This is a genomic window from Amycolatopsis sp. H20-H5 (assembly GCF_035828755.1).
Lineage (GTDB): Bacteria > Actinomycetota > Actinomycetes > Mycobacteriales > Pseudonocardiaceae > Amycolatopsis.
The window spans coordinates 33,684-45,191 of sequence record NZ_JAYMZS010000078.1 but is presented as its reverse complement, the minus strand read 5'-3'; the positions used below and the strand labels follow the sequence as shown (position 1 = coordinate 45,191).

Genomic DNA, 11,508 nt, shown 5'->3' with positions numbered 1-11,508 from the left:
AGTCGGAATCAAACGGACTACCGTGCGGCAAGTTCGTCCTTTGTGGACGGATAGCCTGCCTGGGCGGCCCTCGCTTAGGTCCTGGCACGGCGTTTAGACGCCGTGAAGGTGGTCTTCAGGGGTACTGCTCGCGTCCGCGTCGGTTCAGTGGGCTAGCAGGTCGGCGGCGGTGGACCAGCGGTACGACGGGCGGTTCTCGAGGCCGGGAAAGGTGACGGCCATGCCGCGCTCGGGTGAGAGGGACCAGAGGTGTAGTTCCTCGCTGGTCGTCTGTGCTGCCCACTCCGGCGTCCAAGTGGGGACGTACCGATGGTAGATCCGCTCGATCCTGGCCACATCGCGGTATTCGATCCGGGCCGGGCCGGTGACGCGCACCTGCCGGACGTCCGGCGGGTCGAACGTGGCCACCATCGCCGCGACGTCGCGCCCGGCGCGCGCGGCGTTCAGGAACGGTACCGGGCGGCCCGCCTGATCGGGGGTGTGGAACCAGAAACGCCCGTCCTCGAACGCGAACCACATCATGCCCAGCGCCGGTTTCCCGCTCGTGGTGACCGTTGCGAGGCTTGCCGGGCGGCCCGGCTCGTCGAGAAAGCTGAAGAGGTCGAAGTCCGAGGTGCCCATGGACGGGAGGGTGCACCCTCCACCGTGGTGGAGGTCAACTTGACCTGGAGTGCGCTCCAGTTCGTAGCATTCGGGGCATGACTACGCCTCAGCACAAGATCGGGTCCGGATTCGGCGCGAAGTCCAGCGCGGACGAAGTGCTGCGCGGGATCGACCTGTCCGGCAAGCTCGCCATTGTCACCGGTGGCTACTCGGGCATCGGGCTTGAGACCACCCGCGCGCTCGCGAAGGCCGGTGCTCACGTCGTCGTGCCCGCGCGGCGCCGGGCGGCCGCGCTGGAGGCGGTGGACGGGATCGAGCGCGTCGAGGTCGATGAGCTCGACCTGGCGGACCTCGAGAGTGTCCGTGACTTCGCCGAGCGGTTTCTCGCGTTCGGGCGCGACATCGATTTCGTGATCAACAACGCGGGGATCATGGCCTGCCCGGAAACGCGCGTCGGGCCGGGTTGGGAGGCGCAGTTCGCGACCAATCATCTCGGTCATTTCGCGCTCGTCAACCGGCTCTGGCCCGCGATCGCGCGGGGTGGCGCTCGCGTCGCCGCGCTGTCGTCGTCCGGCCATCACTTCGCCGATATCCGCTGGGATGACGTGCAGTGGGAGCGGGGTTATGACAAGTGGCAGGCCTATGGGCAGGCCAAAACGGCCAACGCGCTGTTCGCCGTCCAGCTCGACGCGCTGGGGAAAAATGTTGGTGTGCGGGCGTTTTCGCTGCATCCCGGTGGAATCCTGACCCCGCTGCAGCGGCATCTGCCCCAGCAGGAAATGGTCGACGCCGGTTGGATCGACGCCGATGGCCAGGCCCTGAACCCCGCGTTCAAGACGCCGGAACAGGGTGCGTCGACCGCGGTCTGGGCCGTGACTTCGCCGCGGCTCGACGGTCTGGGCGGTGTCTACTGCGAAGACTGCGACATCGCCGAGCCCGCTCCCGCGGACGCGGGAGAGTTGACTCGCGTGCGTGACTACGCCATCGATCCCGCGAGCGCCGCGCGGCTGTGGACGCTGTCGGCCGAGCTCACCGGCGTCGACGCTTTCGCCTGACGCACTACGAAACGAAGAGGCAGAAGGGGTGGCCGTCCGGGTCGAAGTAGACCCGGACGCCGTCCTGCGGCTGGTGGTCCGCCAGCGCCGCGCCCTGGGCGATCGCGTGCGCCCCTGCCGTGTCCAGGTCGTCGACCAGGATGTCGAGGTGGACCTGCACCCGCGGGTCGCCGGGCCCGGCGGGCCACACCGGCCGGACGTATGCCTGTTCGTGCTGGAACGACAGGCCCGCGCCGCCCTCGGGCGCGGTGAGTTTCGCCCAGCCGGGCTCGTCGGTCTTGACCGCCCAGCCGAGCAGGCGGTGGTAGAAGTCCGCGAGCGTGTGCGTGTCGGGGGTGTCGAGCACGATGCCCGACAGGCTCAGCCGTGGTCTCGAAGTCACGCGGTCACCCTTCGGCGAAGACGATCCGTTCGGGTTCCACGGTAAGCGTGATCGTCTGCCGCTGCACGGTCACCAGCGTCGCGAACTCCGTCGAGTGTCCATCCGGGACGGTGAACAGCCGGTCATCGCGGGTGTCGAGGTAGTGCGCGAAACCGGTCAGCGAAACGCCGCCGCTCTCGTCCAGCGCGAGATAGTCGGCCAAGCGGCGGAACAGCTTCGGCAGGATCACCAGTTCCTCGCTGAGTTGTTTGCGGGACTTCAGCCGGAATCCCTTGTTCGTCACGTCCTGCGCCCACAGTCCGGAGCCCGCTGTGCGCGCGGCCACCGCCGCGTCGGCGAGTGCCTGGCGCAGGTCGGGATAAAGCAGCGAGTAGAACGTCGGATACGCGAGCCCTTCGGCGACGAGCTTGTAGTTCGCGGAAGTCTTGAGTGCCTTGACGTCCACGCGCACCTGGGCGCCGTCCACCGAACGCCCCGGCCGTTGACCGGCGTGCGCGAAGGCCACCGCGCGGCCGTACTTGTCGGCGAACCGGGTGAGGATGTGGCCGGGGACCTGCTCCGGCGTCGCCGAGGTGACGATGCCCTTGTCGTTCCGCTCGACTTTCTTGAAACCCAGGTGTGTCAGCAGTTTCGCGGCCGCGCCGGAACCGAACTCGACGGGCTGGTGCCACATCGCGCCCGCCCGGTAGTGCGTCTCCAGCGCGTCGATCGCGTCGAGCCGCAATTGCATACCGCCCCGGGAATTGAGCCGGACCTTGAGCCCCGCTTTCGCCGTGGCCATCGGGTCGTCGGGATAGAAACGCACCGAATCACCATCCGGTGAAGCGCCGACGAGCTGGAACGTTCCTTTGATCAGCGTCAGTGGCATGGTTCAAACGGTAGGACTCCACGCCGGAATTCCGAACGTAGTTCATCCATCCAGAGCAGTCACGGTTTCGCAGCGGACCGGGAGCTCGCGCACTTTCCTGAGCGGACCAGCCAGCAGGATCCCGACGCAGAGAATCTGGGCGCAGGCGAGGATCCACATAGTCTCGCGGACGCCGAGCCCGGTCCCGAGCGCGCCGCCGAGCACCGCGCCGATCGGGATCGCACCGAAGGCGAGAAACCGGCCCGCGGCGACGACCCGGCCGAGCAGTTCCCGCGGGCAGTAGCTCTGGCGGAAGCTGCCGATGACCACATTGGACACCGTGACCCCGGCGCTCACCACCAGCCTGCCTGCCACGAAGTACGCCAGCCCGGCCCCGGCCGTGGTCAGCGGGATGAGCAGGACGAAGGGAATCGCGCACAGTTCGGCGAGCAGGATCGCCCGTGCCGTACCGAGCCGGTTCGCGATCCGGCTCGACAGGAACGCGCCGAGCACGCCGCCCGCCCCCATCGAGGCGATCAGCACGCCCACCCCGGCCGGGTCGACACCCACTGTCCGCACCAGGAACACGATCAGGATCGCCTCGCGCGCGCCGTCGACCATGTTCCCGGCGGCGCTGTAGAGGGTCAGCCCGCGCAGGAACGGGTCCCGCGCGACGAACCGCAGCCCGGTGCGGATCTCCCGCGACAGGTTCCGGTTTTCCGGCCGCGCGGGTGCGCTGTCCGGAGTCCGCACGCCGAGCAGGCAGAGCGCGCACGCCGCGAAACTCGCGACGTCGGCGATCAGGGCGTTCACCGCGCCCAGCAGTTGCACGAGCAGTCCGCCCGCGCCCGGCCCGGCGATCAGCGCGACGGACGCGCTGCCCTGGACCCTCGAATTCGCCCGCGCCAGGTCCTCGGCCGGGACGACCGAGGGCAGGAACACCTGGTACGCCGTCTGCGAGAACATCGAGGCGACGCCCAGCAGCAGAGCCACCACGAGCAACTGGGCCAAGCTCAGCACGCCCGCCCACGCCGCGACCGGGACGCTCGCGAGCAGTGCCAACGCCGTCAGATTGCCGATCACCAGCACCTTGCGCGGCGGCAGGCGGTCCACCCACGCCCGGCGAGCAGGCCGATCAGCAGCCACGGCAGCCACACCGCCGCCTCCAGCGCGGCGACCGCGAACGTGCTCGCGTGCAGCGCCCCGATCGCGACCAGCGGCAACGCCACCGCGGTGACCGCCGTGCCCGCCTGGCTCGCCGTCTCACCCAGCCACAGCAGCCGGAAGTCGCGATTCACGCCTCGGGCGCGAATCTGTGCGGGAAGGCCTGGAGCTGGATGAGGACCTCCTCGGTGCCTTCGCCGTCGCTCCCCTCCCGCCGGTCGAGGATCTCTCGAACCTGTACCTGAACGGCCTCGAGCTCGGCGGGAGTGAGCCTGAGCCGCCAGTTGGAGAACGCCGCCGTGGAGCGCCACTCGACACTCCACTCCTCCCGCAGGAAGCCCGAGGCGCGTTCGTATTGCTGGCCAGCGGCCTCGGCCAGGAACGTGCGCAACGAGATCTGTGACTCCGGGTCCGTGACGAACTCCGAGACGTCGAGTTCGGTGTATTTGTGCTCCGCGCGCCACCAGCGTTCCCTTTTGGTGCCCAGGGTTTCGTCCTCGCTGATGAACCCGTACTCGGCGAGCTGGCGCAGGTGCCAGCTGATGTTCCCGCTGTCCTCGCCGAGCTGCTTCGCCAGGTGCGCGCCGGTGGCCGGGCCACTGCCGCGCAGGATCGAGAGGATCCGCATGCGCAGCGGGTGGGCGAGGCCGCGCAGGCTGCGCGCGTCCAGTTTCTTCGCGAACTTCGGCTCCATGCCGTCACTCTATACTTCCGAAGACATCTTCGCGAAGAAGTCTTCGGTTAGAGGATGGCAAACTGTGCGGCTGAATGAGTGAATTGGTCACTGTTCCACGGGTGGACATGCCAGGCTCACGCCGCGTTCGTCTTCGGCCGAGACGCTGCACAGCGCTCGTTCGAGGTCCGAACCGAAGTTTCCCCTAACCCCACCGGGAGAGACCGTGCGTCTACGAAAGTTCCTCGGCCTGACCCTCGCGGCGACAGCCGCCGTCTCGATGACCGCGGCGACCACGTCGTCCGCCGCCGGCGCGGTGCCGACGCCCGACCACGTGGTGATCGTCCTGTTCGAGAACCACCAGCAGCCCCAGGTCATCGACAGCCCCAGCGCCCCGTACATCACCTCGCTGTCCAAGACGGGCGCCAACTTCACGCAGTCCTACGCGGTGACGCACCCGAGTCAGCCGAACTACCTCGCGCAGTTCAGCGGGAGCACGCAGGGCGTCAGCAACGACTCCTGCCCGCACACCTTCACCGCGAACAACCTCGGCAAGCAGCTCGTCGACTCCGGCCGCACGTTCGCCGGCTACTCCGAAGGCCTGCCCTCGACCGGCTACACCGGTTGCAGCACGGGCAAGTACGCGCGCAAGCACGCGCCGTGGGTCAATTTCAGCAACCTGGCCACCTCGACGAACAAGCCGTACACGGCCTTCCCGTCGGACTACTCGACCCTGCCGACCGTCTCCTACGTGATCCCCGACCTGTGCAACGACATGCACGACTGCTCGGTATCCACCGGTGACACCTGGCTCAAGAACAACCTCAAGAGCTACGCCGACTGGGCCGCGACGCACAACAGCCTGCTCGTCGTCGACTTCGACGAGGACGACTTCACCACCGCCAACCGCATCCCGACGGTCTTCTACGGCCAGCCGGTCAAGCCCGGCGACTACAGCGAGAAGATCACGCACTACAGCGTCCTGCGCACCATCGAGGACATGTACGGCCTGACGCACCTCGGCAACGCGAGCAGCGCAACCAGCATCACCGACAGCTGGCAGTAGTCCCCGCTGAAGGTCGCCTTCCGCCGGTGTGGGAGGCGGCTTTCAGTCCCATTCCCAGTCGATCCGGTAGATGCCGGGCGGCCGGTCGAGCCAGATCTGGCGGACCGTGTTCGTGCCGTCGGCCGACAGCGGCCGGTCGGTGTGCTCGGCGTCGGCTGGTTCGTCCGCCGCCCGGAACCGGACGGGCACCGCGGCCGGGTCGAAGCCGATCTCCAGCACGTACTGCCTGATCGGGGCGGTGAAGCGCCGCTCGCACATCAACGATCGTTTCCCGCCAGGACCGAATTCGAGCTCGTATTCGGCCACGGTCCGCTCGCCCTTGACGAGCGACTGCTCGAACCACAGCTGGGCGACGAGCACGTGGGTGGACTCGTCGCGGCCGACCCGGCCGAGCCGCACGCCGTTCACCGGGATGATCGACGGCAGCGAGGAGCCGCCCGCGTCGTCGCGGAAGACCAGCATCATCTGGTCGGCGTTGCCGCTGGTCGCCTCGAGCACGATGATCACCCGGCAGAACAGCTCCGTGCCGTTGGCGTCGAGTTCGTACCGCTCGTGGAAGCTGAGCACCCGGCGGTGTTCCGGCGGCAGGCCGACCTGGGCGATCATGTCGTCGACGTCCTCGGCCGCGGTGCCCCAGAGTTCGGTCAGCGGCACCGCGTGGCCGGGGCCCGCCCGGCCGCGGCGGACCCGCCCGACCAGGCGTCCGCGCAGTGAGTCCCCGGGCACCTCGAGGATTTCCTCCAGCGCGGACAGCGCGGCCAGCGATTCGGGCCGCTCCGGCCGGCTGCGGCCGCGCGACCAATAGCTCAGCGTCGCGGTGCTCAGCGTGAACCCTCGCTCGGCCAGCCGGTGGACGAGCCTCTCCAGCGTCAGGCCGCGCGCGAGGATCGCGCCGTGCAGCGCCGACGCGAACGAGGTGGCGGGTTGTTCGGTCATCGCCGGTGATTATCACCCCCGGCGGCCACTTCGCACCCTCCGCCGCCTTAAAAGTTATCCCCGCCCTACGAAAGTACCTTCTTGTCGCCGAATTCATTGTCTATCGTCATCTTATCGAATTCGCCGTCGCGAACGAATCTTGTCTCCTTTTCCCCACTTAAAACGAGGTATTCCATGAATGCGAAGAAATGCGCCCGCATTGTTGCCGGGCTCGCGGTGGCCGGTACCGTGTGCGCGGCGGCCCCGGCTATGGCCGCCGCCGCTCCCGCTGTCCCGCACCACGCCTACGGCGCCTTGGTCGACCGGCATCCCGCCGGTGTCGGCGCCGCGCTGCCCCTGCGTGCGGCGGCCACCGTGCCGACCAGCGTGGACCTCAGCAAGTACGGCCTGACCCCCGGCGACCAGGGCAAAGTCGGTTCATGCGTGGCCTGGGCGATCGACTATTCGTCCTACTCCATCCTGGAGGGCGAGCAGGGCATCAAGGGCGCTCCGCACGCCCCGATGTACACCTACGCGCAGATCGCCAAGGGCAACGACCAGGGCAGCTACGCCCGTGACCACTTCAGCATCCTGACCAGCCAGGGCCTCGACACCAAGGCCGACTATTGGCAGGGCGACTTCGACTACACCACCCAGCCCGACAGTAAGGAACGGGCAAACGCCGCACAGTGGAAGCTTTCGGGCGCCACTGCGCTGCACACCGGTTCGCAGTTGCAGAACGACGTGAAAAACTCGCTCGCGCAGGGGATGCCGGTGGTTTTCGCGTTCCAGGTGTACCAGAGCTTCGAAAACCTCAACTCCTCCACGGCGGGCAACTACGGCTATTACCCGACGCAGAGTGAGCTGAACGGGCAGTCGCTGGGTGGCCACGAGATCGCCATCGTCGGTTACAACGACCAGGGCGTGCGGGTGGAGAACTCGTGGGGGACCGGCTGGGGCGATGGCGGTTACGTCAACCTGCCGTGGAAGTTCGTCACCAACCAGATCGAGGAGGCCCACGCCGTCGGCAAGCTGGTCGCCGACGGCCCCACCCCCGATCCCGGCCCCGGCCCGACGCCCGGCGGCACGGTGTCGGTGACCAGCCCCGGTGACCAGTGGGGCTTCCGCGGAAACCCGCTGTTCCAGACGATCCAGGTGTCGGGCAACGCCAGCGACGGCGGCGCGCTGACCTACTCGGCGAGCGGCCTGCCCGCCGGGCTGTCGATCAGCTCCTCGGGCATGATCTCCGGCACGCCGACCGCGGGCGGCACCTTCGCGGTGACCGTGACGGCCAAGGAGTCCAACGGCACCAGCGGCTCGGCCAGCTTCTCCTTCCAGATCTACGGCTGAGCCTCGCTGACGGTCCCTGAAGGCCACCATGACGGCGTATAACGCTGTCAGGCCCGTCGCCGACGAGGCGACGGGCCTGAGAGGGCGTCCGGAAGCTGATGTCATGGCGTCCAGTTTGGTGCCTAGGGCCGTGTTGACTGACGGGGACTGTCACGCGGTCTGTTCTGGTGAAGGGGACTTTTGCGAGGTTGAGTGGAGGGAAGTCCCCTTCGGTCGCGACCCCAGGTTTGCCGTGTGCCCTGATGGGAGCCTTCACGGCGTTTAACGCCGTCATGGTGGCCTTCAGGGGCACGCATAAAACGGTCATGGCGGTATGAAACGGGCGAATGGGCAGACTTTCCGTCCTTTGTGGAGGGTAGGCGGCTTCGAAGGCCAGGCACCCGAGGCTTCGAGCGGCGGCTACTACGTCAGTTCTCAGACGCGTTCTTAGAAGAGACAGTGGCCTTCAGGGACCTCTGGATCGGGGGCAGCAGTCCTATCCAGGTCACGCTCAACCCCGCTGAGTTCGCGCGTACCCGAGCCGCAGCGACAACGCCGCCGCGGTGCCCGCCACCGTCGAGCCGAGTTCGTCCAGCCTACGCAGCACCCGGACGGCAGGCCCGGCGACGCTGATCGCGGCGATCGGCCGCCCGGTGTGGTCGCGGACCGCCGCGGCGACGCAGCCGACGTCCGGCTCGTTCTCGACCTCGTCCACCGCCCAGCCGCGGCGGCTCGTCCTGACGAGCTCGTCGAGCAGCCGGACCGGGTCGATGATCGTCTTGAGCGTGAGGCTCTCCAGCTTCATCCGCCGGACCCGCTCGGCGCGGTCCGGCTCGGGCAGCGCGGCGAGCCAGGCCTTGCCCAGCGACGTCGCGTGCTGCGGCCGCCGGGTGCCGAGCCGGCAGGCCAGGGTGACCGCGCTGGCGCTGCGCTCGGTCGCGACGTAGACCATCGCGTCGGCGTCCGGCACGGCGAGATACGTCGTCTCGCCGGACCGTTCCGCCAGCGACGCGAGGTACCTCGGGGCGCAGCGGTGCAGGTCGGTGGCGGCCATCGCACGGGCGCCGAGCTCGACCAGCCGCGTGCCGAGGCGGACGCGGCCGGTGGTGCGGTCGGCTTCGAGGTATTCGAGTTTCTTGAGCGTCGCGACGATGCGATAGGCGGCACTGCGGGAAAGCCCGAGTTGCCGGGCGATCGCGTTGGTGGAAATCTCCTGGTGCTGGCCCACGTGTTCGAGCACGGCGAGCCCCCGTTCCAGGGTGCCGCTCGAGTCCAGCTCGCGTTCAACCCCCACGATGCGCTCCTTTGGGCCTGTCCCGCTGAGTGGTACCTGTTTCCGCTAAGCGGTTTCGGACGTTAACACCTCCGACCTTTGTGGGGAAGATCTCTGATTATTTTGCACATGGCAAGGTAACGCCCTGCTGAGAATGGTCCAACCTCCGATGACTGTCGGTGGTCAAGAGACCCGCGACACGCTCTCAGGGTCCTCACAGCGCCGGAGGCGCACCGTGCGTCAGTGACTATTCGAAACCCGTTGCGTACCCGCGCGTCCGTTGCCGCCGGTCGGTTGACCGCCTGGCTCTCGCGCAGCGCCGGCTTCGGCAGCGGGGGCATGATCGGCGGCCGCGTCACACTCAAGCTCGATCCGCTGGCGCTGCGACGGCTCGGCCGCGAGCGGACCGTCGTGCTGATCACCGGCACCAACGGGAAAACGACGACCTCGCTGATGCTCACCCGCGCGCTCGAAGCGCTCGCCGAGGTGGCGTCGAACAGCGACGGCGCGAACATGCCCGACGGCGTGCTCGCCGCACTGACCTCCAGCCCGGCCGCGCCGTACGCGGTGCTCGAGGTCGACGAGACGTACGTGCCGTGGGTCGCCGAGCAGGTGAACCCGGCCGTGGTCGTGCTGCTCAACCTCAGCCGCGACCAGCTCGACCGCGTCGGCGAAGTCCGGTCCACCGAACGCGAACTGCGCGCGGCGATGGAAGCGCTGCCCACCACAGTCGTGGTCGCGAACTGCGACGACGTGATGATCACCTCGGCCGCCTCCGGTGCGGCGAACAAGGTGTGGGTGAGCACCGGGCGGCGCTGGACCGAGGATTCCGTGGCGTGTCCCCGGTGTGGCCGCGCGGTGTGTCACGTGCTGGATCAGTGGAGCTGCTCGTGCGGGCTCACCCGGCCGGAGCCGGATTGGGCGCTCAACGGCGATCTGCTCGTCCGGGTGCGCGACAACACCGTGGTCGACCTCGATCTGCGCCTGCCGGGTGACGCGAACCGCGCCAACGCCGCCCTCGCGCTGGCCGCCGCCGACAGCATCGGCGTACCGCCGCACACCGCCGCGGCCCGGCTGCGCACGATCAGTGACATCGGCGGCCGCTACCGCACGATTCGCCGCACCCGCCACTCCGTGCACCTGATGCTGGCGAAGAACCCGGCAGGCTGGGCGGAAACGCTGCCGGTGCTGACCGAGGACACGCCCGTCGTCATCGCGGTCAACGCCCAGGAGGCGGACGGACGGGACATGTCGTGGCTGTGGGACGTCCCGTTCGAGCGGCTGCGCGGCAGGCAGGTCGTCGCGGCGGGTGAGCGATGCGCCGATCTGGCCGTGCGCCTGCGGTACGCGGAGGTGCCGTACCGGGCGGAAGCCGATCCGGTCCGCGCGGTGGACCTGCTGGAGGCGGGCAGCGTCGAGCTGGTGGCCAACTACACGGCGTTCCGCGACCTGCTGGGCAGGTTGCCGGATGGTTCCTGATTCCACCGTCCGAATAGGACTCGTCCTGCCCGAGGTGCTCGGCACCTACGGCGACTCGGGCAACGCCGAGGTGCTGCGCAAACGCTTGCAGTGGCGGGGTTTCGAGGCCGAGACGGTGTCGGTCCGCCTCGGCGAGCCGGTGCCGTCCGGGCTGGACGTCTACGTGCTCGGCGGCGGCGAGGACGACGCGCAGGCGCTGGCCGCGACGCATCTGCGCAAGCATCCCGGGCTGCAGCGGGCGGCGGGCAACGGCGCCGTCGTGCTCGGGGTGTGCGCGGGGCTGCAGGTGCTCGGCGCCGCGTTCCGGGGGACCGACGGCGTCGTGCACGAGGGCCTCGGCCTGATCGACGTGACCACCGAGCCGGGGGAGCGCCGCGCGGTCGCGGAACTCGTCGCGGAGCCGGTGGACCTGCTCGGCGGCGAACTGCTGACGGGCTTCGAAAACCATCTGGGGCACACCACCCTCGGCCCGTCGAGCAAGCCGCTGGGCCGCGTCGTGCGCGGGACCGGGAACGGCGACGGCACCGAGGGCGCGGTGACCGGCAAGGTCGTCGCGACCTACCTGCACGGCCCGGTGCTGGCCCGCAACCCCGCGCTCGCCGACCTCCTGCTCGGCTGGCTCGTCGGCCACCCGCTGCCGCCGCTGGACCTCGCCGAGGTCACCCAGCTGCGCACCGAACGCCTGCTCACGCCCCGTCGCCGCCGCCGTGGCTGAAGGTCGC

General features: G+C 68.8%; 13 protein-coding genes. 5 read left to right on the top strand and 8 right to left on the bottom strand.

The features are described 5' to 3' along the window. Nucleotides 1–144: 144 nt before the first annotated feature. Complete coding sequence (locus QMK34_RS32415; protein WP_326418455.1) at nt 145–621, bottom strand: pyridoxamine 5'-phosphate oxidase family protein; 477 nt, start codon at nt 619–621, stop codon at nt 145–147. 77 nt (nt 622–698) lie between these two features. Here QMK34_RS32415 and QMK34_RS32410 point away from each other — a divergent pair, with 77 nt between their 5' ends. Continuing rightward, a complete protein-coding gene (locus tag QMK34_RS32410; protein ID WP_326418454.1) occupies nt 699–1,658 on the top strand; it encodes an SDR family NAD(P)-dependent oxidoreductase in 960 nt (319 codons plus the stop codon). 4 nt (nt 1,659–1,662) lie between these two features. Here QMK34_RS32410 and QMK34_RS32405 read toward each other — a convergent pair whose 3' ends face one another. The 5 genes from QMK34_RS32405 to QMK34_RS32385 are packed head-to-tail and all read right to left on the bottom strand — an operon-like array spanning nt 1,663 to nt 4,745. Continuing rightward, entirely contained in the window at nt 1,663–2,040 is a 378-nt protein-coding gene (locus tag QMK34_RS32405) for a VOC family protein (RefSeq protein ID WP_326418453.1), read from the bottom strand. Between the two features lie 4 nt (nt 2,041–2,044). Continuing rightward, nucleotides 2,045–2,908, bottom strand: a complete 864-nt coding sequence (locus QMK34_RS32400; protein WP_326418452.1) for a thermonuclease family protein — start codon at nt 2,906–2,908, stop codon at nt 2,045–2,047. A gap of 42 nt (nt 2,909–2,950) precedes the next feature. Continuing rightward, entirely contained in the window at nt 2,951–4,000 is a 1,050-nt protein-coding gene (locus QMK34_RS32395; RefSeq protein ID WP_326418451.1) for an MFS transporter, read from the bottom strand. Further along, nucleotides 3,967–4,185, bottom strand: a complete 219-nt coding sequence (locus QMK34_RS32390; RefSeq protein WP_326418450.1) for a hypothetical protein — start codon at nt 4,183–4,185, stop codon at nt 3,967–3,969. Before QMK34_RS32390 ends, QMK34_RS32395 begins: the two co-directional genes overlap by 34 nt. Then, on the bottom strand, nt 4,182–4,745 hold the full coding sequence (locus QMK34_RS32385) for a helix-turn-helix domain-containing protein (protein WP_326418449.1): 564 nt from the start codon (nt 4,743–4,745) through the stop codon (nt 4,182–4,184). The genes QMK34_RS32390 and QMK34_RS32385 overlap by 4 nt, the downstream gene beginning before the upstream one ends. A 205-nt stretch (nt 4,746–4,950) precedes the next feature. On the opposite strand from QMK34_RS32385, the gene QMK34_RS32380 reads away from it, so the two are divergent. Next, nucleotides 4,951–5,790, top strand: a complete 840-nt coding sequence (locus QMK34_RS32380) for an alkaline phosphatase family protein (protein WP_326418448.1) — start codon at nt 4,951–4,953, stop codon at nt 5,788–5,790. Between the two features lie 42 nt (nt 5,791–5,832). Here QMK34_RS32380 and QMK34_RS32375 read toward each other — a convergent pair whose 3' ends face one another. Beyond that, complete coding sequence (locus tag QMK34_RS32375) at nt 5,833–6,726, bottom strand: hypothetical protein (RefSeq protein WP_326418447.1); 894 nt, start codon at nt 6,724–6,726, stop codon at nt 5,833–5,835. A 174-nt stretch (nt 6,727–6,900) separates the two neighbouring features. Between QMK34_RS32375 and QMK34_RS32370 the strand changes: the two genes are divergently transcribed. Beyond that, complete coding sequence (locus tag QMK34_RS32370) at nt 6,901–8,055, top strand: C1 family peptidase (protein ID WP_326418446.1); 1,155 nt, start codon at nt 6,901–6,903, stop codon at nt 8,053–8,055. Between the two features lie 490 nt (nt 8,056–8,545). Here the strand turns inward: QMK34_RS32370 and QMK34_RS32365 are convergent, their stop codons facing one another. Next, nucleotides 8,546–9,328: an IclR family transcriptional regulator gene (locus QMK34_RS32365; protein ID WP_326418445.1), complete on the bottom strand. Its 783-nt coding sequence runs from the start codon at nt 9,326–9,328 to the stop codon at nt 8,546–8,548. A gap of 222 nt (nt 9,329–9,550) precedes the next feature. On the opposite strand from QMK34_RS32365, the gene QMK34_RS32360 reads away from it, so the two are divergent. Both QMK34_RS32360 and QMK34_RS32355 read left to right on the top strand, forming a co-directional pair. Beyond that, entirely contained in the window at nt 9,551–10,786 is a 1,236-nt protein-coding gene (locus QMK34_RS32360; protein WP_326418444.1) for a MurT ligase domain-containing protein, read from the top strand. Continuing rightward, complete coding sequence (locus tag QMK34_RS32355) at nt 10,776–11,501, top strand: type 1 glutamine amidotransferase (RefSeq protein WP_326418443.1); 726 nt, start codon at nt 10,776–10,778, stop codon at nt 11,499–11,501. The genes QMK34_RS32360 and QMK34_RS32355 overlap by 11 nt, the downstream gene beginning before the upstream one ends. Nucleotides 11,502–11,508: the final 7 nt, after the last annotated feature.

What these genes read in the sequence shown, in the direction of transcription:
- QMK34_RS32415 (WP_326418455.1), bottom strand. Translation starts at nt 621, where the DNA reads ATGGGCACCTCGGACTTCGACCTCTTCAGCTTTCTCGACGAGCCGGGC.
- QMK34_RS32410 (WP_326418454.1), top strand. Translation starts at nt 699, where the DNA reads ATGACTACGCCTCAGCACAAGATCGGGTCCGGATTCGGCGCGAAGTCC.
- QMK34_RS32400 (WP_326418452.1), bottom strand. Translation starts at nt 2,908, where the DNA reads ATGCCACTGACGCTGATCAAAGGAACGTTCCAGCTCGTCGGCGCTTCA.
- QMK34_RS32385 (WP_326418449.1), bottom strand. Translation starts at nt 4,745, where the DNA reads ATGGAGCCGAAGTTCGCGAAGAAACTGGACGCGCGCAGCCTGCGCGGC.
- QMK34_RS32375 (WP_326418447.1), bottom strand. Translation starts at nt 6,726, where the DNA reads ATGACCGAACAACCCGCCACCTCGTTCGCGTCGGCGCTGCACGGCGCG.
- QMK34_RS32370 (WP_326418446.1), top strand. Translation starts at nt 6,901, where the DNA reads ATGAATGCGAAGAAATGCGCCCGCATTGTTGCCGGGCTCGCGGTGGCC.
- QMK34_RS32355 (WP_326418443.1), top strand. Translation starts at nt 10,776, where the DNA reads ATGGTTCCTGATTCCACCGTCCGAATAGGACTCGTCCTGCCCGAGGTG.